Here is a 19,202-nt window from a genome sequence, read left to right on the forward strand (position 1 = left end):
GTTACAAATCCCACTCACTTCATCAACGCGAACGCCTGCTGCGCGACGAGGAACGCGTAGCTGGACGGAATCAGATCGATCGCGCCGTCGGCCCGGAACTGCTCGGTCACGATCCAGTCCTGGCCGGCCGCGTCCGTGGCGAGGAATGCGCCGGCCAGATCACCGGGAGCGCTGCCGCCCTTGAAGCCCGAGTACGGCCACAGCGCCGCGTCGAGCTGCACGCCCGGGGTGATCGCGAGAATGCGGCGGTTCTCCTCCGCTCCCGGGCCGTTGGCCAGATACCCCATGGCAGCGCAGACGTCCTGCGCATTGGCGAACCATTCGACACCGTCCGCCGACGCCGGATTGTCGAGGAAGTTCTCGAAGTCGATTTCGAGCGGCCTCGCGTCCGCCCGTTCGAGCAGCTCTGCCCGGGTGGCGGGGTCGGCCCCGGACCACTCTTCCCGCATGTCTGGATCGCCGAATCCGATGACGAAGAACTGCCGGGTGTCCATCATCGGCGTCATGACGGACGGGTCGTGATGACCCATGACGCCGAGTTGGCGTTCGACCCGGTCGCGGCCGAGGCGTTGCATCAGCAGGTCGGTTGCGGTGTTGTCGGACAACGAGATCATCTTCTCGGCCGCCTCCCGAACCGACACCTTCGTGCCGTCGGGCAGATTCTGCAGTTCACCCGACGGCGCACTCTTGGTGGCATCACGAACGGTGAGCTGGTCTTCCCAGCGGATGTTGCCTGCGTCGATCTCGTCGGTGAGCGCGCCGAGAACGTACAGCTTGAACACCGATCCGAGGGGAAGCACCGAGTCCGCGTTGACGGAGTAGATCGATTCGCAGTCGCCGCCGTTGAGTCGAGACGCGCTGTAGGAATAGTTCGGGGCGACCTTCGACAGTGCCGCGTCGAGATCGTCGAACGACGAGATCGTGGGGGTGTCCGGCCGGGCCAGGAAGCCGTCGAGCTTGCCGTCGGTGCCGATCGACGTCGTGATCGTGGCCGGGATGCCCGCGGTGGTGAAGTGCAGGACACCGGAGTTGGGACCGGCCTCGAAGCTCGTGGCCACGTTCGGTGCGCCTGCCCGCAACTGTTCGAGTGGGGTGGCGAGCCCACCCAGCGGTGCGACGGCCTCGGCCAGCTCGGGGCCGGTGACTGCCTCGACCTCGGCGGGGTCGGGTGCGTTCTCGGCGTTGATCCACCGCAGGATGCGTTCGTTGACTGCGCCCACGGGAGTGGAGGTGTCGACGGCGAAGTCCGGAGCGGTCGTGGTGGGCACGGGCGCAGCGGACGTGCCCCCGCAGGCGGAGAGCGCCAGAGTGGCGGCAACGACCACTCCCACGAGTCTCGTCACGGTGCGCGTCGTCATGCTGCGATGCTAATGGATTCGGACATTTCGCCACCCGTCCAGTCTCGGTACGGCCGGACGGGCGCTGTGGCAATGTGCTCTGGCGTGCTGACTTCCGAAGACGTCCGTCGAATCGACTCCGACCATCTCTGGCACCCCTACAGCCGGTTCCCGGCGGATGCGACGCCGCTGCTGGTCGACAGCGCGTCGGGAGTGCGACTGACGTTGGCCGACGGCAGGCAACTCGTCGACGGCATGAGCTCGTGGTGGGCGGCGGTGCACGGCTACCGGCATCCGGTGCTCGACGCCGCCGCGCACGATCAGCTGGGTCGAATGAGCCACGTCATGTTCGGCGGACTGACACATGCTCCGGCGGCCAGGTTGGCCGAGCTGCTGGTCGACATCACCCCCGCGGGGCTCGAGAAGGTGTTCCTCGCAGATTCCGGATCGGTCTCGGTGGAGGTCGCGGTGAAGATGGCGCTGCAGTACTGGCGCGGACGCGGCGAGAACGGACGCACTCGGCTGTTGACCTGGCGCGGCGGATACCACGGAGACACGTTCGCGCCGATGAGCGTGTGCGACCCGGACGGCGGCATGCACACGCTGTGGACCGATGTGCTCGCGAAGCAGGTGTTCGCTCCGGCTCCGCCCGCGGAGTTCGACGCCGGCTACGTCGCCGAATTCGAGCGGGTACTCGCCGAGCACGCGCACGAACTGGCGGCGATCATCGTCGAGCCGATCGTGCAGGGCGCAGGCGGAATGCGGTTCCACGACTCGCGCTATGTGCTGGAACTGCGCCGATTGGCCGACGAGTACGGCGTACTACTGATCTTCGACGAGATCGCGACCGGATTCGGTCGAACCGGGGAGTTGTTCGCTGCCGACCACGCGGGTGTCGCACCGGACATCATGTGCGTCGGCAAGGCACTGACCGGTGGATATCTGACCTTGGCGGCGACGTTGTGCACCACCGAAGTGGCCGAAACCGTCTCGGGCGGCGAGGCCGGGGGTCTGATGCACGGGCCGACGTTCATGGGTAATCCACTGGCGTGTGCGATCGCGGTGGCGTCGGTGGAACTGTTGCTCTCGCGCGACTGGCGCGCCGAGGTCGCACGTCTGGCGTCGGGGTTGGCCGACGGCCTCGCGCCGGCCCGGTCCTTGCCGGGAGTCGCCGATGTTCGCGTTCTCGGCGGCATCGGCGTCGTCGAGATGCGCAGTCCGGTGGACATGGTTCGAGCCACGGCAGCGGCCGTCGACGCGGGTGTGTGGCTGCGTCCGTTCGGCCGTCTGGTGTACGCGATGCCGCCGTACATCTGCACCGAGGAGGACGTGGCGGCCATTGCAGGCGCGATGCTGGCGGTGGCCCGAAGCCATACTTGAACAGCGTTCAAGTATGGTCGCTGCCATGACCGCTCTGGAGTGGCTCGACGCCACCGCGCACGCCCGACGCGAGGCCGGACTCGAGCGCGTCGTGATCCCCCGCACGGCCGAGGAGGCGATCCTCGACCTGGCTTCGAACGACTACCTCGGCCTGTCCAGGCATCCGGCCGTCATCGACGGAGCCTGCGCTGCCGTGCGCCGGTGGGGCGGCGGATCCACCGGATCGCGGCTGGTCACCGGCACGACGACGGCGCACGAGCGACTCGAGGAGAACCTCGCCGATTTTTTCGGAGCCGAGGCGGGACTGGTGTTCTCCTCCGGCTACACCGCCAACCTCGGGATCGTGACGGCACTGGCGGGCCGCGACGCGTTGGTGATCTCCGACGCCGCGTCGCACGCCTCGCTCATCGATGCCTGTCGCCTGTCTCGGGCCCGAGTGGCCGTCGCTCGGCACTGCGATACCGGCCATGTCGACGAGCTGTTGCGGGAGCGTCCCGAACAGCGGGCCCTGGTGGTGACCGACTCGGTGTTCAGTGCCGACGGCGATCTCGCGCCACTGGCCGAGCTGTACGCGGTGTGTCGGAGGCGAAACGCGGTGCTCGTCGTCGACGAAGCGCACGGGTTGGGCGTACGCGGCGACGGTGGCCGGGGAGCCGTCCACGAAGCAGGCCTCGCCGGAGCGCCCGACCTGGTGATCACCGCAACGCTGTCCAAGGCCCTCGGATCGCAGGGCGGAGTGGTTCTCGGGCCGGCAGCGGTGCGCACTCAGGTGCTGCACAGTGCGCGCACGTTCGTGTTCGACACCGGCCTCGCGCCCGCCTCCGTGGGCGCGGCAGCGGCCGCGTTGACCGTCCTGCGCGGCGAACCCGAACGGGTGCACTCGATCGGTGTGCGAGCAACGCAACTGGCCGCCGCAGCGGGCGTCGAAGCGACGAAGTCGGCGGTGGTCCCGGTGGTTCTGGGCGACGCGCAGCGTGCGGTGCAGGCGGCTGCGGACTGCCTCGAGCTCGGCGTCCGCGTCGGATGCTTCCGGCCACCGTCGGTTCCGGCCGACGGGTCTCGACTCCGACTGACCGCGCGCGCCGATCTCACCGACGCCGATATCGACCGTGCCGCGTCGGTCCTCGCGGCTGTGTTGAATGCGGCGGTATCGAATGCGGCGGTGTTGTGGTGACGGTTCTGCTCGTGACCGGAACGTCGACCGGCGTCGGCAAGACCGTGGTGACCGCGGGTATCGCGGCGGCCGCGCGCGCAGGCGGATGGACGGTGGCGGTGTGCAAACCGGCGCAGACCGGCGTCGGAGGTGACTACCCGGACGAAGCCGATATCGATGTGGTGCACCGGCTTTCGGGAATTCGGGGAGTGGAGCTGGCGCGATACCCCGAGCCACTGGCTCCGGACGTTGCGGCGCGCCGATCGGGTCGGCCGATGCTCGAACTCGACGCCGTGGTCGACACCGTGCGCACGCTGGACGCGGCCCACGACCTCGTGCTTGTCGAAGGTGCGGGTGGAGTGGCGGTGCGTCTGGGCGCAGGAGGATTCACCGTGCTCGACATCGCCGGGGCCGTGTCTGCGCCGATCGTCGTCGTGGCCGGTGCAGAGCTGGGAACGCTCAACCACAGCGCGCTGACCACTGCCGCGGCGCAGGCGGTCGGGGTCGACTGCGCAGGGCTGGTGATCGGATCGTGGCCCGCCGAGCCGAGCCTTGCCGCGCGGGTCAACCGCGACGAGCTGCCCCTCGTGACGGGGGTCGGGCTGATCGCGCGCATCCCGGAAGGAGCCGGCCGACTCGCATCGCGGGCCTTCGAAGCCCTGGCCGTGGGTGCCTTCGGCGAGTTTACCGAGTCGTTACTCGGGTACCCGCCGTAGAGAATCTGCCGTCTCGGCATTCGAAAACAGACGGGAAACAGACACCATGAACACCACCGTATGGATCATCGTTGCAGTAGTAGTCGTTCTCTTGGTCATTGCCATCGCCGTGGTCGTTGCCCGCAAGAGCAAGGAACGTAAGAGATTGGAAGCGAACGAGATTCGCGAAAAGGCTGCCGATCAATCCTCTGTCGTCGAGGAGCGTGAACTGATGGCGCGCGAAAGCGAAGCCAAGGCACGCCGCGCGCAGGCAGAGGCCGACGTCAAAGCAGCCGAGGCGGAGAAGCTCGCACAGCAGGCGCAGTCTCACCAAGGAGTTGCGGCGTCGTCACGCGACGAGATGGAATCGCAGTTCGAGCGTGCGAATCGAATCGACCCGGACGTGAAGAACGGCAAGAACATGACAGGCGATCGGAACGTCACAGGTGACCGGAACATCGCCCATGACCGCACTGTGGCACATGACCGGACCGTGGCGGATGACCGGACTGTAGCGCATGACCGGACCGTGGCAGACGACCGGAACATTGTCGGTGACAGGAACGTCGTCGGTGACCCGAATGTGGCGGACGACCGGAACATCGCCGGCGATCGGAACGTGATGGGCGATCCGGATGTGCCCCCGACGGCACCCCGGCACGAGCGGAACTAGTCGGTCGAGTTGTGCGGTAGTTCGAGCTCGACGACATCGTGCTCGCCCAGGTTCGGGCGCTCGTTGGTGATCTTCGCCTTGGCGTAGGCCAGCAGGTTCGACACCTTCGAGCCGGGCGTGGACCAGTACTCGGCTCCCTCGGCGGCCACGTGGATCAGAGCGACCTCGCGCGAATCGGGGTTCTTCTCGAACCATGCGGCCGCCCGGGTGTTCCACAGCTCCTCGGCCTTGGTGGTGTTCTCGACCACCGCGGCCGTACCGGACAGCGACACCCAGCCCTCACCGGATTGGAACGAGACGTTGACCGTCGGGTTCGCCGCGATGTCGCCCACCTTCCGGGAATCGGTGGCGGCGAAGAACCACAGGTCGCCGTCGAACTCCGCTTCCTGAAGCGCCATCGGGCGCGAGATGAGGTGGCCGTCCCGGCCGACGGTGGTGAACATGCAGAGCCCGGCTTCGGACATCAATTGAGCGACTTTCGTGACGCCGTCCCCGGGGTTGTCGGCGCTTGTTCTCTCGGTGTTCGTCATCGAAACCAACTACCCGGTGTGTAGCTCGCTCAACCGTTAAGGTGACAAAACGGACACGAGTACCGGGAGGCTGCGCATGGGAAAGAACCTCGACAAGAACAATCGGCCGGACCTGCGCGTGAGCAACGACGAACGTGAGGCCGTCGTGACCACCCTCGGTCTGGCGATGAGCGAGGGCCGCTTGACGTTGGTCGAGTACGAACAAAGGCTCGACGCGGTGTGGGCGTCGACGACTCGCGGTGATCTGGACGAGGTCGTGCGCGACTTGCCGGCCCCCGAGAAATCGACGGCAACGGATGTCGCTCGTACGACGAGCGAGTGGCGGGAGTATCTGGACGAGTGGCGCTGGTGGCTCGGTGGTGCCGTCGTCATGAACGGAATCTGGGCCGTTCAATGGATTTCCGACGGAGAGCCGAACAATTACTGGCCGCTGTGGCCACTGGGCATCTGGGGCGTCATTCTCATCGCGATGGCATTCATGCCCGAGGACAAGCACGACGACTGACGCAACGCGAAGCCGATGGATTATTACGCCCTGTAGTTGGTGATTTCGCCGAACCTGGGACACTGGAAGTCGTGACTGTTTCTCCCGGCGACGACGCCCCCGTATCTGCCCAACTGTTCGCCCGCGCGAGCGCGGTGATTCCCGGTGGCGTCAACTCGCCGGTGCGGGCGTTCGCATCGGTCGGCGGCACGCCTCGCTTCATCACGCAGGCCAGCGGATACACGATGACCGACGCCGACGGGAAGTCCTACGTGGACCTCATCTCGTCGTGGGGTCCGATGATCCACGGACACGCCCACCCGGCCATCGTCGAGGCCGTCCAGAAGGCAGCCGCCACAGGCCTGTCCTTCGGTGCACCCACCGAGCGCGAAATCGAACTCGCCGAGGAAATCGTGCGTCGCGTCGGCCCCGTCGACCAGGTTCGCCTTGTGAATTCGGGCACAGAGGCCACCATGAGCGCCGTGCGCCTGGCCCGTGGATTCACCGGCCGAACCAAGATCCTTAAATTCTCCGGCTGCTACCACGGCCACGTCGACGCCCTCCTGGCCGACGCCGGCTCGGGACTGGCCACCTTCGGGCTGCCGACCTCCCCGGGAGTCACCGGCGCACAGGCGTCGGACACCATCGTCGTTCCCTACAACGACCTCGCCGCCGTCACCGCGGCCTTCGAGGCCAACCCCGGCCAGATCGCGTGCATCATCACCGAGGCAGCCGCAGGCAACATGGGAGCTATCCCCCCGGTCACCGGCTTCAACGAGGGACTGCGCAACCTCGCGACCGAGCACGGCGCACTGCTGATCATGGACGAGGTGATGACGGGATTCCGCGTCAGTGCCTCCGGTTGGTACGGCATCGACGGTGTAGCCGGTGACCTCTACACCTTCGGCAAAGTCATGTCCGGCGGATTGCCTGCCGCCGCATTCGGCGGTCGCGCAGACGTGATGGCCTACCTCGCGCCCGCCGGACCGGTGTACCAGGCAGGGACGCTCAGCGGTAACCCCGTCGCCGTCGCGGCCGGTCTGACGAGTCTGCAACTGGCCGACTCGGCCGTCTACGAGAAGCTGCAGACCAACTCGCAGCGACTCGGAACACTGCTCGGCGACGCCCTCACCGCCGAAGGCGTCACCCATCACGTCCAGTTCGCGGGCACTATGGTGAGTGTGTTCTTCGCCGATGGACCCGTCACCGATTACGCGCAGGCCAAGGCCGCGCAGACGTGGCGATACCCGGCGTTCTTCCACGCCTTCCTCTCCCGCGGTGTGTACCCGCCGCCGAGCGCCTTCGAGGCCTGGTTCGTCTCGGCTGCTCTCGACGATCGAGCCTTCGAGATCATCGCCGACGCCGCCCCCGCCGCTGCGAAAGCAGCGGCCGCCGCCACCGCTCCTCAGTGACGTCTGCACCGAACTGATTGCCCACCCGACTAGCGAGAAACAGGACCCCGACGTGACCGAGGCCCCCGCAACACATCCGCACTCGACGACGCGCACCATCGTGCACGTCCTCCGGCACGGCGAGGTGCACAACCCCAAGGGCATCCTCTACGGGCGGTTGCCGGGCTTCAAGCTGTCGGTGACGGGCCAGGCTCAGGCCAGGTCGGTCGCGGACGCGCTCGCCGGCCACGACATCACCCACGTCGTGGCATCGCCGTTGCTGCGCGCGCAGGAAACCGCCGGACCCATTGCCGCAGCGCACGGCCTGACCATCGCCGAGGACGAGAACCTCATCGAAGCAGGCAACGAGTTCGAGGGACTGCGCGTGGCCGTGGGCGACGGTGCACTGCGTAGGCCCCGGCACTGGTGGAAGCTGCGCGACCCGTTCACCCCGTCCTGGGGCGAGCCGTACCTGCAGATCGCACACCGCATGCTCGCCGCAGTCAATGCGGCGCGCGTCGAAGCCGTAGGGCACGAAGCCGTCTGCGTCAGCCACCAACTCCCGGTGTGGACACTGCGCCGCTTCCTGCAGGGCGATCGGCTCTGGCACGACCCGCGCAACCGTCAGTGCGGGCTCGCGTCGCTCACCTCGTTGGTCTACGAGGGGGACCAGCTCGTCGACCTCGTCTACTCCGAGCCCGCGGGGGCATCCGATCCGAGGATCTCCGGTGCGTAGGTTTCTGCTGGGTGTGGCCGCAGCGGCCCTCGTCGCGGGGTGCTCCACCGGCACCGACGCGGTGGCGCAGGGCGGAACCTTCCAGTTCGTCTCACCGGGCGGACAGACCGACATCTTCTACGAGCCCGACGAGCGCGGCACCATCGGCGAGCTGTCCGGGCCGGACCTGATGACCGAGGGCAAGACGACCTCCCTGTCGGACTACGACGGTGACGTCGTCGTCCTCAACGTCTGGGGCCAGTGGTGCGGACCGTGCCGCGGTGAAGCCGACGACCTCGAAGACGTCTACGAGGCCACCAAGTCCTTGGGCGTCGAATTCCTCGGGATCAACGTCCGCGACGAGTCGCAGACCGCCGCGCAGGACTTCGTCGTCAGCAACAACGTCAGCTACGCCTCGATCTACGATCCGCCCATGCGCACTCTCACTGCGCTCGGCGGCGTCCCCACCTCCGTCATCCCGACGACCGTCGTGCTCGACCGGCAGCATCGCGTCGCGGCAGTGTTCCTGCGCGAACTGCTCGCCGATGACCTGCGGCCCGTCGTCGAACGCGTAGCAGCCGAGGAGCCAGTGCAGCCGTGACCGAGACGATGTACCTCGCCGGGATAGGCGCGAGTTTCCAGGAAGCTGCGGCCTCCGGGCCGCTCGTCCTGGCCCTCGGAGCCTGCGTCCTGGCCGGGCTCGTCTCGTTCGCGTCGCCGTGCGTGGTACCCCTGGTGCCCGGATACCTCTCGTACCTCGCCGGAGTCGTCGGAGCCGACGCCCCTGCCGTCAGCGCCGACGAGGCAGCCGTGAAGACGAAGGTGCGCAGCGGGCGGTTGCGCGTGGCCGGAGCGGCGGGTCTGTTCGTCCTCGGATTCACGGTGGTGTTCGTTCTCGCCACCGCATCGGTGTTCGGAGCGATCTCCGTCCTGGCGATCAACCGCGAACTGCTCATGCGGATCGGCGGCGTCGTCACCATCGCCATGGGCCTGGTGTTCGTCGGACTGATTCCCGCGCTGCAGCGCGACGTGCGCTTCGAGCCGAAGCAGATCGGCTCACTGGCCGGAGCGCCGCTGCTCGGGGGCGTGTTCGCGCTCGGATGGACCCCGTGCCTGGGGCCGACGCTCGCGGGCGTCATCTCACTCGCCGCAGGGACAGACGGCACGACGGCAGCGCGGGGCGTCGTTCTGATCGTGGCGTACTGCCTCGGTCTCGGCTTACCGTTCGTGATCCTCGCGTTCGGTTCGGTCAGCGCGCTGCGTGGCGTCGGCTGGCTACGTACACATGCACGACAGATACAGGTGTTCGGCGGAATCATGTTGATAGCGGTAGGAATTGCACTGGTCACCGGTGCCTGGGATCAATTCGTCGGCTGGGTGCGCGACGCCTTCGTCTCCGATGTGGTGTTGCCGATATGACCACCGACATCGAAGAGCGCACCGAGGCATCGCCGCCGCGCAAGCAATCCGCGCTGGGCAGGGGAGCGGCGCTGGTCCGCAACACCTGGCGCGGCCTGACCAGCATGCGAACCGCGCTGGTGCTGCTGTTCCTGCTGGCCTTCGCCGCGGTGCCCGGTGCCCTGGTGCCGCAGCGCAGTCTCAACGCCGGCAAAGTCGACGAGTACATCGCCGACCGCCCGACCCTCGGCCCGATCATGGACAAGCTCGAACTGTTCGACGTGTTCGGCAGCTTCTGGTTCACGGCGATCTACGCGCTGCTGTTCATCTCGCTGATCGGCTGCATCCTGCCGCGCTGCATCGAGCACGCGAAGCAATTGCGCACCAAACCCGTTCGTGCGCCCCGCAACCTCTTCCGACTGCCGCACCACAGCCGCTACGACGTGGACGGAACGCCGGAGGAGATCGCAGCGCAGGTACGCACCCAGTTGCGCGGTTGGCGCGTCGCCCAACGAACCGAGGACGGCGGAGCCGTGACGCTGTCGGCGGAGAAGGGCTACGTCCGTGAACTCGGAAACCTCGTCTTCCACTTGTCTCTCGTCGGACTGCTCGCCGCGATCGCCATGGGCAAGCTGCTCGGGTACGAGGGCAACCGCATCGTCATCGCCGACGACGGCCCAGGCTTCTGCACCTCGACCCCGGCCAACTACGACTCGTTCCGCGCAGGCAACCTCGTCGACGGCACCGACCTCGAACCACTGTGCGTGCGCGTCAAGGACTTCAGAGCCGACTACCTCGACACCGGCCAGGCCGAGATGTTCACCTCCAACATCGAATACCAGGCAGGCCAGGACCTCGCGAACAACGTCTGGCGCGACGACCAACTGCAGGTCAACCACCCGTTGCGCGTCGTAGGAGACCGCGTCTACCTCCAGGGCCACGGCTACGCACCCACCTTCACCGTGACATTCCCGAACGGCGAAACCCGCACCGACACCATCCAATGGCAACCGACGGACGCCACGACCTTCCTCTCCAGCGGAGTGCTCCGTGTCGACCCGCCCGGCGGCTTGTATACCGATCCCCTGGACCGGCGAAAGAACCAGATCGCCATCGAAGGACTGTTCGCGCCGACGGCGTCGTTCCACGGCAGCCTGCTGTCGTCGAGCTTTCCCGCCATGAACGACCCCGCCGTCGCCATCGACATCTACAAGGGCGACACCGGCCTCGACACCGGACTGCCGCAGTCGATCTTCTCGCTCGATCAGGAAATGATCGCCCAGGGCAGGCTCGTGAAGCAGGACCGCGTCAACCTGATGCCAGGAGAATCGGCGACGCTCAGCGACGGAACGGTCGTCACCTTCGACGGAGCGAAAGAATTCGTCAACCTTCAGGTCTCACACGACCCGGCCCAGACCTGGGTGCTCGTCTTCGCACTCACGATGATGGGCGGACTGCTCGTCTCACTGGTGATCAAGCGTCGCAGAATCTGGGTCCGACTCACCGCCGACGCCCAAGCACGACGTACTGTAGTAGACCTCGGCGGACTTGCACGCACCGATCAGGCGGGGTGGGGCGAAGAGTTCGACCGCCTGTGCACCCGCCTGCTCGGCGACACCTCGAAACAGGAGAACTGACCGATGCCGATCAACGAGACCCTCTCGCAGTACAGCGACTGGTCCTTCGAATCAGCGTTCACCATCTACGTGCTCGCATTCGTCCTGCTCATCGCCCAGTACGCCTCCGCCAAGGCCACGGCCGCTCAGGCGAAGGAACTCGTCGGTGCCGGTGCGCCGGTGGCCCAGTCGCGACCGGGACTGGTTGTCGAAACGCCGAAGCGACCGCTGTCCGAGCGACTCGCAGGCATGGGCTTCGCCCTGCTCGCCCCGGCTCTCGCGCTGCACATCGCGTCGGTGGTGCTCCGCGGGTTCGCCACCCACCGCTTCCCGCTCGGCAACATGTACGAGTTCGTCACCATGGCCACCGCAGCCGCCGCCCTCACCTCCGTGATCGTGCTGCGCAAGAAGACCATGCGCCCGATGCTCGTGTTCGTTCTCGCACCGATCATCGTGCTGATGTTCTTCGCCGCCACCAAGCTCTACGCCGATGCCGCACCCGTCGTCCCCGCGCTGCGCTCCTACTGGCTGCCCATCCACGTCACCATCGTCAGCGTCGGCAGCGGCATCCTCCTGGTCTCCGGCGTCGCCTCCCTGCTGTTTCTGCTGCGCATCAAGCAGCCCATCGGCGAGGAAAGCGTTGGGTTCTGGGGCAAGTTCGCATCCAAGCTGCCCGACGCCCAGGCCCTCGACCGACTCGCCTACAAGACGACCATCGTCGCTTTCCCGCTCTTCGGAGCCGGCGTCATCCTCGGTGCAATCTGGGCCGAAGCCGCATGGGGCCGCTTCTGGGGCTGGGACCCCAAAGAGACGATGTCGTTCATCACCTGGATCATCTACGCCGCCTACCTGCACGCCCGCGCCACCTCCGGATGGCGCAACACCCGCGCCGCCTGGATCAACATCGCCGGATTCACCGCCATGCTCTTCAACCTCTTCATCATCAACATGGTGGTCTCGGGACTGCACAGCTACGCAGGACTGAACTAGTTCTCGCCCGCTGGCAGCCTCCACGCGGGACTGTCAGCTGGTAGCGTCCGATCCGGCTCGATGGGGGACACATCCGAGCTCGGATCTTCGATGTGGGACGCGAACTGGGGGGAATCGGTCATGGCCGATCGGCACGAGAACAACTGGCAACCCGTCCGGCCATTGGACGACGACGTGCCCGAAGAAGACGTAGCTCGCCCCACGGAATCCGAGCCGGTCGTTGGCGTAGGGGCGGCGGAGGCCACACCCGCACCGCCGCGGGAGCCCTTCAGATCGACCCCCATCACGATGCCGCCCGAAAGCATCGACAATCAGCCCGTGCCGCAGCCCGAGGCCGCCCACACATCACCGCCGCTTCCCGGGTCGCGGGACGGTGAAGCCCACGGTGGCGCAGGTGGTGAGGCGGCGTCGGTCGCGGTGCCACCTGCCGGGGTCGACAAGACCGTCGTCGCACCACCGAGGCCCGTGGAACCGCCGACGACGGCTGTGGCACCGACCGCGAAACCGACTCCTACACATGCGCCGCCCGTCGCATCAGGGCCGCCACCGTCCCAGAATCCGGTGCCGCAGAATCCGGTGCTGCAGAATTCGGTGCCGCAGAACCAAGGTGGGCCACAGAACTATTGGGCCCCGCAGAATCAAGCCGGGCCGCAGAACTATTGGGCACCGCAGAACCAGGGCGGTCCGCATGGGCGATGGCCGTCGGAGGGTCACTGGAATCCCCAGAATCAGTGGAACGGTCAGAATCAATGGGGGCCTCAGCCCGGCCAGTGGCCTGGGCCGCAGCATCAAAATCAGCCGCATCAAAATCAGCTGTATCGGAATCAGCCTCAGCAGGTTCGGCAAGGCCCGGGTGACGCGTTGATCGCCACCCCGGGAGCGGTACCGACCGTCGGCCCGAGTCGGTCGGATGAGCAGCCGGTGCCCTCGCTCGATCTCGGTAGTTCGTTGCTCGTCCGATCGGGGAATGCGCCGCCGGTGGCAGGGTGGCGTCGGGCGTTGTATCTGATGTCGCGTGGTCGCCTGAATGTGGGCAACAGTGCCGCTCAGCAGCGACGCCTGGTTCTGACCGCGGAGGTGGATCGGCCTCTCGTCGGGTGTCATCGCGTCGCGGTGCTGTCGCTGAAAGGGGGCGTGGGCAAGACCACGACGACGGCCACACTCGGCTCGACGTTCGCCGAGATCAGGGGTGATCGGGTGATCGCCATCGACGCGAACCCCGATCGGGGAACGCTGGGGCAGAAGGTGCCGGCCGAGACGACCGCCACCGTCCGTAATCTGTTGCGCGACATCGAGTCTCTGGACCGTTACAGCGACGTCAGGGCTTACACGTCGCAGAACGTGCATCGACTGGAGGTGTTGGCGTCCGATTCGGATCCGGCGGCTTCGGAGGCATTCAGCGGTGAGGATTACGATCGCGCCGTGTCGTTGTTGGAGAAGTTCTACAGCATCGTCATCACGGACTGCGGCACCGGTCTGATGCACTCGGCGATGGAGAGCATTCTCGAAGGAGCCGACACACTGGTGGTGGTCAGCTCGGGCTCGGTGGACGGCGTGCGGAGCGCGTCGGCGACGTTGGATTGGCTCGATGCGCACGGCTACCGCGAGTTGGTCGCTTCATCGGTCGCCGTGGTCAACGGCGTTCGGCCGAGAGCTGGAAAAGTGGACCTGCGCAAAGTTGTCGAGCACTTCGAGCAGCGGTGCGCGCGAGTGCGAACTATTCCGTTCGACCCACATCTCGAGGAGGGGGCAGAAATCGAACTGGACCGTCTTCGTGGGCGCACGCGGAAGGCACTGTTGGAAGTCGCGGCGGCGGTAGCGGCAGGTTTCCCCGACGCGCCCACCGCTGCCCACCGCAACTGAGAGCTACCGAACCTTATTCGCTGGGTTCGGTGCCTGCCTCGGTCCCGTCTTTCCCTCCGCGGCGAGCTTCACGGTTGATTCGCCACAGAAAATCGGGATCGTCATCGGGTCCGACAGTGCGGGTGGGTGGAGCCTGTGTGCTGGGTCCGAATGCCTTCCAGAACAGCACGATGACTGCCACCAAGCCGATCAACGCCAATAGATAGATCACGACGCACCTCCTACTACGAGGGTAGCCGCGATGCAACATCCTCCGCACCCGTCGAGCGTCGAAGATTCCTGAGAATGTTCGATGAGTTCGAGCGGGTGCGGAGATCGAGAGTATTTCGTACGTCAGGACGTCCGAATCAGTGGTGTGCGCCGGCTTCCGTGGTCAGAGAGGTCAGTAATTGCATGACCTCGGTCTCGCGGAATCGACGGTGCCCGCCCGGAGTGCGGAGCGATCCGAGGCGACCGGCGTGTGCCCAGCGTGTCACTGTCTTGGGATCGACGTGAAAAAGCGCGGCTACCTGACCCGGCGTGAGAAGTGAGTCCTGAGCCTTGTGAAATGTGGGTGCGCTCATCTGTCGTGTCCTCCTACGATTCGGTTCGGTGCATATGCGTCGAACCGGAGATATCGGTCTGCTGCGTTCGAACCCCATGGTTGCACTCGAACCCCTAGGTACTCGACTGATACAAGGTTGGTAAAGGGGAGGTAATGGACAAATCGGTCACGCCGGGGGTGGGTCGGAGTGCTTGCCGAGCCCGGTAACCTGGGACCCGTGAGTGACGCGACGAACGCCGACAGCAGCGAACCTACCAGCGGAAACGGCGCGAAAGGTAGGTCGGCGAAGAAGTCTCTCGCCGTGAACCTGGGTGTCTACACCTTCGCGCGCCTGGCGCTCGTCATCGTGATCGGCGCACTCATCGTCGGCATCGGTTTACTCTTCGGCGTCGAGGTTCCGGTACTCGTCGCCGCGATCTTCGCCGTGCTGATCTCGCTACCCCTGTCGCTGCTCCTGTTCAAGAACATGCGCATCCGCGTCAACGAGTCCATCGCAGCAGTCGACGAGGACAGGCGCACCGCGCGTGCGGATCTGCAGTCGAAGCTGCGCGGTGAAGACGGCAAGAAATGACCAGGACGGTCGATCACTCGGGGTCACGGGCGTGGGTCGACAATGCGGTCCGGTTGATCGAGGCCGATTCCCAGCGCAGCGCCGACACGCACCTGTTGCGATACCCCCTTCCCGCGGCCTGGGGAATCTCGCTGTACCTCAAGGACGAATCGACGCACATCACCGGCAGCCTGAAGCATCGACTGGCTCGGTCGCTCTTTCTGTACGCAATCTGCAACGGATGGGTCACCGAACGCACCACGGTGATCGAAGCCTCGTCGGGCTCCACTGCCGTCAGTGAGGCCTATTTCGCCGGACTGCTCGGACTGCAATTCGTCGCGGTGATGCCTCGGAGCACCAGCCCGGCCAAAATCGCACTCATCGAGTCCCACGGCGGGAGATGTCATTTCGTCGATCAGCCCGGCGAGATGTACACCGAAGCGCATCGTCTCGCGGCCGAGCCGGACAGCCACTACATGGACCAGTTCACGCACGCCGAACGAGCCACCGACTGGCGCGGAAACAACAACATCGCCGAGTCGATCTTCGACCAACTTCGGCTGGAGGAATGCCCCATTCCAGACTGGGTGGTCGTCGGTGCGGGGACCGGGGGGACCAGCGCCACCATTGGCCGCTACATCAGATATCGCAGGCATGCAACGCAATTGGCGGTGGTGGACCCCGAGAATTCGGCGTTCATCGGCGGCTACGAGTCCGGAGACGCGGGCTACGAGACAGGGCTGTCCTCCCGCATCGAGGGCATCGGCCGACCGCGCGTCGAGCCCTCGTTCGTCGGCCAGGTGATCGATCGAATGATCGCAGTGCCCGACGCCGCCTCCGTGGCCGCCGCACGGTTCACCTCGGACGCACTCGGCAAACGAGTGGGCGGATCGACCGGCACCAACATCTGGGGTGCCTTCGGACTGATCGCAGAAATGATCGCAGCAGGCCGCAGCGGGAGCGTGGTGACACTGCTGTGCGACGGCGGAGACAGGTACACGCAGACCTACTTCGACGACGCCTGGGTTTCGAGCCAGGGTATGGATCTCGACGAACCGACCGCGGCCCTCGAAAAGTTCGTTCGTACCGGGGTGTTCTGAGGAGATCTACTTGCTCACCGCCATCGACGCCGCGGCAGTTGCAGCGGCGACGGTGACGACCGCCGGCCATGCACCGATCTTCTTGGCCAGCGGGTGCGAGGCACCGAACGCGACGAGATAGGTCCCGAGCAGCGCACCGGCGCGGGTCGAGCCCGAGGACTTCTGCCACCGGGTCGTGCACGCCACACCCGCAGCGGCCAGTACGGCTCCGCCGAGCTGACGGTTGTGCGACTGCCGGGCGACGGCGAAGCCGCCGAGCAATCCACCGGCAGCGAGTGCGGACGTGGCGATCGAGCGTCGAGTGTCGTTGGTGGCCATGATCATCACCCTAGCCGCGCCTGCACCCGCAGGCTCCTCGCCAGATGGTCTCGTTGCTCGATCACCAAGCGCCGCAGGGCGGCCGGTGCCCACTCGTGCTCGGCCAGCCAGCTGTCCGCGGCTACCGTCGACGATTGCTGCGGGAACAGTCGGACGACGATGCGCCGTGCGATTTCGATGCTGCGCGAGGTCCACAACGACGCGATGGATTCGAAGTACCGGTCGTGATAGCCCTGCGTCAGGTCCGGCCGGTGCCCGGCCCCGAAGCCGGTGATGAAGGCGTCGAGAACATCGTTGGACGCATCGTCGCGCTCGGTGATGGCAGCCCACGCCCTTGCCTTGACCTCTGCGTCGGGGAGCGCCGTCGACGCCGCCGTGTGTGAGGTGCGTCCGGACGACGTGTTGTCGGAGGCCAGCTCTGCATCGAGCTCGGCCGAGGTCGCGTTTCCGGTCGCGGCCAGGGCCAGCCAGAACGACCAGCGCTGGTCGGGATCCAGGCGCAGACCTGGCACGGTCGCCGTGCCGTCGAGAAGTGCGCGTAGGTCGGCTGCGCGGGAGCCGTCGAGTTGGGCCGCGGCCGCGGTGGCTCGCGCCCACACCAACTGGGTATCGCTCCCTGGCTCACTCGTATGCAGCTGCGTCCACGACGCCTCCAGCCACTGCCGAGTGGGTTCGCGCCGTCGGTCCTCCGGGAGGTAATGCTCGAGGGCGTACGCCACATTGGCCGTGACTGCGGACAACAGACCGATCTTGGGCTCGTTGGGTGCGAATCTGGTTGCGATGTCGATGTATTCGAGTGCAGACAGCTCGGCGTCGCGGGTGGAGTTCCACAACGCCGACCACACCAGGCCCCGGGCGAGAGGGTCGACGATGCGATCGAGGTGGTTTCGCACAGTGGTATTGGAGCGCTCGTCGAATCGGATCTTGGCGTATGTCAGGTCATCGTCGTTGAGCAGCACCAGCGCGGCCTCGGGAAGGTCGACCGGCGTTCGTGCCTCGGCGATGTCAAGTTCTCGGCGGTGGGTTCTCGTCAGATGTCCGGCCTCGTCGAGGTCGTAGAGCCCGACGGCAATTCGGTGGGGCCGCGGGTTCGTCTGTTCGACGGCATCGCCGGTGTAGCTGAGCGTGGAGACGCCGGTGGTCTGCAGCCATGCTGCAGCCCAGGTGTCGAGGTCGCGTCCGCTGGCGGTCGACATCTCGCTCAGCAGGTCCGTCAGCGTCGTGTTTCCGAAGGCGTGCGTGCGAAAGTAGTTGCGGGAGGCGGCGAAGAAGGCATCTGCGCCCACGAACGCCCCGAGCTGCTTGAGGACGCTCGCCCCCTTGGCGTAGGTGATGCCGTCGAAGTTGAGCTTCGCGGCCTCGAGGTCGGTGATGTCGGCGACGATCGGGTGGGTGGTCGGAAGTTGGTCCTGCAGGTACGCCCACGCTTTTCGTCGGTTGGCGAAGCTGACCCAGGCGTCGGTGAATCGGGTCGCTTCGGCCGATGCGTATGCACCCATGAAGTCGGCAAAGGATTCCTTGAGCCACAGGTCGTCCCACCACTGCATCGTCACGAGGTCGCCGAACCACATATGCGCCATCTCGTGCAGGATCGTGTTCGCGCGGGCCTCGTACTGGGCTTCGGTTGCCGCAGAACGGAATACGTACGACTCGGTGAACGTGACGAGGCCGGGATTCTCCATCGCGCCGAGGTTGTACTCGGGGACGAAGATCTGGTCGTACTTTCCGAAGGGATACGGGTAGTCGAACTTGTCGTGAAAGAAGTCCAGGCCTCGTTTCGTGATGTCGAAGATGTCCTCGGCATCGAAGTACTCGGCGAGAGACGCCCGGCAATAGGCACCGAGGGGGACGGTGAGTTCGCCTCGCGTCCAGGATGATCGGACGCGGTGATACGGACCGGCCGCAACTGCGGTGATGTAGGTCGAGATCGGCAGGGTCGGCGCGAAGGTGGTGACCGTGTCTGTCGTGACACCCTCGCGGTTCGACAGTACGGTCCACGTCGGCGGAGCCGTGACAGTCAGAGTGAAAGGGGCTTTGAGGTCCGGTTGCTCGAAGTTCGCGAACACTCGGCGTGCATCGGCCGGTTCGTACTGCGTGTAGAGATAGACGTTGTCGTCGACGGGATCGACGAACCGATGCAGTCCTTCACCCGACCGGCTGTATCGTCCGCGCGCGCAAATCCGCACGATGTTGTGCTCGGTGAGCCCGACCAGTTGAATCCGCGAGCCGTCGTAGTCGACCGGCGTGTCGATACCGTTGACGGTCACTTGGTCTACTGCCGCACCGATGAAGTCCACCCAGGTCGCAGCCGTGGTCGCGTCGAATTCGATGGTCGTCACGGTCTCGAAGGTGTCGAGGTCCGCGTCCTCTGCGCGCAGGAGATCGAGGTGAACGCGATACTTCACCCCGTCGATGTGGCGCGATCGCCTGCGAGTTTCGGTCCGGGTCAGATTCGCGGTGCTCAC

General features: G+C 66.0%; 20 protein-coding genes. 14 read left to right on the forward strand and 6 right to left on the reverse strand.

Annotation, left to right across the window (positions count from 1 at the left end):
- Positions 1–14: 14 nt before the first annotated feature.
- Entirely contained in the window at positions 15–1,358 is a 1,344-nt protein-coding gene (locus tag CH291_RS15145; protein ID WP_094670498.1) for a serine hydrolase, read from the reverse strand.
- 72 nt (positions 1,359–1,430) lie between these two features.
- On the opposite strand from CH291_RS15145, the gene CH291_RS15150 reads away from it, so the two are divergent.
- From CH291_RS15150 to CH291_RS15165, 4 genes are read left to right on the forward strand one after another with little or no spacing between them, the layout of a single operon-like run.
- Positions 1,431–2,717 carry an adenosylmethionine--8-amino-7-oxononanoate transaminase gene (locus CH291_RS15150; protein WP_094687920.1) on the forward strand — a complete coding sequence of 429 codons (1,287 nt, stop codon included), beginning with the start codon at positions 1,431–1,433 and terminating at the stop codon, positions 2,715–2,717.
- Between the two features lie 25 nt (positions 2,718–2,742).
- Complete coding sequence (locus CH291_RS15155; RefSeq protein ID WP_094688086.1) at positions 2,743–3,891, forward strand: 8-amino-7-oxononanoate synthase; 1,149 nt, start codon at positions 2,743–2,745, stop codon at positions 3,889–3,891.
- Entirely contained in the window at positions 3,888–4,586 is a 699-nt protein-coding gene (bioD, locus tag CH291_RS15160) for a dethiobiotin synthase (RefSeq protein WP_094688087.1), read from the forward strand. Before CH291_RS15155 ends, bioD begins: the two co-directional genes overlap by 4 nt.
- Before the next feature lie 46 nt (positions 4,587–4,632).
- Positions 4,633–5,238 carry a hypothetical protein gene (locus tag CH291_RS15165; RefSeq protein WP_094687921.1) on the forward strand — a complete coding sequence of 202 codons (606 nt, stop codon included), beginning with the start codon at positions 4,633–4,635 and terminating at the stop codon, positions 5,236–5,238.
- Here CH291_RS15165 and CH291_RS15170 read toward each other — a convergent pair.
- Positions 5,235–5,768: a pyridoxamine 5'-phosphate oxidase family protein gene (locus tag CH291_RS15170; RefSeq protein WP_068046380.1), complete on the reverse strand. Its 534-nt coding sequence runs from the start codon at positions 5,766–5,768 to the stop codon at positions 5,235–5,237. The two genes, CH291_RS15165 and CH291_RS15170, sit on opposite strands and share 4 nt — an antisense overlap.
- A gap of 76 nt (positions 5,769–5,844) precedes the next feature.
- On the opposite strand from CH291_RS15170, the gene CH291_RS15175 reads away from it, so the two are divergent.
- From CH291_RS15175 to CH291_RS15210, 8 genes are all read left to right on the forward strand, one after another.
- Positions 5,845–6,273, forward strand: a complete 429-nt coding sequence (locus CH291_RS15175) for a DUF1707 SHOCT-like domain-containing protein (protein WP_094687922.1) — start codon at positions 5,845–5,847, stop codon at positions 6,271–6,273.
- A gap of 71 nt (positions 6,274–6,344) precedes the next feature.
- Positions 6,345–7,664 (forward strand): glutamate-1-semialdehyde 2,1-aminomutase, encoded by a 1,320-nt coding sequence (gene hemL / locus CH291_RS15180; RefSeq protein WP_094687923.1) that lies wholly within the window; start codon positions 6,345–6,347, stop codon positions 7,662–7,664.
- Between the two features lie 52 nt (positions 7,665–7,716).
- Entirely contained in the window at positions 7,717–8,379 is a 663-nt protein-coding gene (locus CH291_RS15185) for a histidine phosphatase family protein (RefSeq protein ID WP_068046369.1), read from the forward strand.
- Positions 8,372–8,959, forward strand: coding sequence for a TlpA disulfide reductase family protein (locus CH291_RS15190; protein ID WP_094687924.1), 588 nt, complete (start codon positions 8,372–8,374; stop codon positions 8,957–8,959). Before CH291_RS15185 ends, CH291_RS15190 begins: the two co-directional genes overlap by 8 nt.
- Positions 8,960–8,967: 8 nt before the next feature.
- Positions 8,968–9,777: a cytochrome c biogenesis CcdA family protein gene (locus CH291_RS15195; protein WP_068046420.1), complete on the forward strand. Its 810-nt coding sequence runs from the start codon at positions 8,968–8,970 to the stop codon at positions 9,775–9,777.
- Positions 9,774–11,393, forward strand: a complete 1,620-nt coding sequence (gene resB / locus CH291_RS15200; RefSeq protein ID WP_094687925.1) for a cytochrome c biogenesis protein ResB — start codon at positions 9,774–9,776, stop codon at positions 11,391–11,393. The genes CH291_RS15195 and resB overlap by 4 nt, the downstream gene beginning before the upstream one ends.
- Before the next feature lie 3 nt (positions 11,394–11,396).
- Positions 11,397–12,362, forward strand: a complete 966-nt coding sequence (gene ccsB / locus CH291_RS15205; protein ID WP_094687926.1) for a c-type cytochrome biogenesis protein CcsB — start codon at positions 11,397–11,399, stop codon at positions 12,360–12,362.
- Between the two features lie 576 nt (positions 12,363–12,938).
- Positions 12,939–14,225 (forward strand): MinD/ParA family ATP-binding protein, encoded by a 1,287-nt coding sequence (locus CH291_RS15210; RefSeq protein WP_373455141.1) that lies wholly within the window; start codon positions 12,939–12,941, stop codon positions 14,223–14,225.
- A gap of 13 nt (positions 14,226–14,238) precedes the next feature.
- Here CH291_RS15210 and CH291_RS15215 read toward each other — a convergent pair whose 3' ends face one another.
- Entirely contained in the window at positions 14,239–14,436 is a 198-nt protein-coding gene (locus CH291_RS15215; RefSeq protein ID WP_032393904.1) for a hypothetical protein, read from the reverse strand.
- 136 nt (positions 14,437–14,572) lie between these two features.
- Positions 14,573–14,788 (reverse strand): BldC family transcriptional regulator, encoded by a 216-nt coding sequence (locus CH291_RS15220; protein WP_037187021.1) that lies wholly within the window; start codon positions 14,786–14,788, stop codon positions 14,573–14,575.
- 198 nt (positions 14,789–14,986) lie between these two features.
- Here CH291_RS15220 and CH291_RS15225 point away from each other — a divergent pair, with 198 nt between their 5' ends.
- Both CH291_RS15225 and CH291_RS15230 read left to right on the forward strand, forming a co-directional pair.
- On the forward strand, positions 14,987–15,340 hold the full coding sequence (locus CH291_RS15225; RefSeq protein ID WP_082899469.1) for a DUF4229 domain-containing protein: 354 nt from the start codon (positions 14,987–14,989) through the stop codon (positions 15,338–15,340).
- Complete coding sequence (locus tag CH291_RS15230) at positions 15,337–16,419, forward strand: PLP-dependent cysteine synthase family protein (RefSeq protein WP_094687927.1); 1,083 nt, start codon at positions 15,337–15,339, stop codon at positions 16,417–16,419. Before CH291_RS15225 ends, CH291_RS15230 begins: the two co-directional genes overlap by 4 nt.
- A 6-nt stretch (positions 16,420–16,425) precedes the next feature.
- Here the strand turns inward: CH291_RS15230 and CH291_RS15235 are convergent, their stop codons facing one another.
- Together CH291_RS15235 and pepN are read right to left on the reverse strand one after the other, a co-directional pair.
- Positions 16,426–16,737 carry a hypothetical protein gene (locus CH291_RS15235; protein WP_094641482.1) on the reverse strand — a complete coding sequence of 104 codons (312 nt, stop codon included), beginning with the start codon at positions 16,735–16,737 and terminating at the stop codon, positions 16,426–16,428.
- A 5-nt stretch (positions 16,738–16,742) separates the two neighbouring features.
- Positions 16,743–19,202, reverse strand: coding sequence for an aminopeptidase N (gene pepN, locus CH291_RS15240; RefSeq protein WP_094687928.1), 2,460 nt, complete (start codon positions 19,200–19,202; stop codon positions 16,743–16,745).

Source organism: Rhodococcus sp. 14-1411-2a, from assembly GCF_002259485.1.
In the GTDB taxonomy this organism is placed as follows: Bacteria; Actinomycetota; Actinomycetes; order Mycobacteriales; family Mycobacteriaceae; genus Rhodococcoides.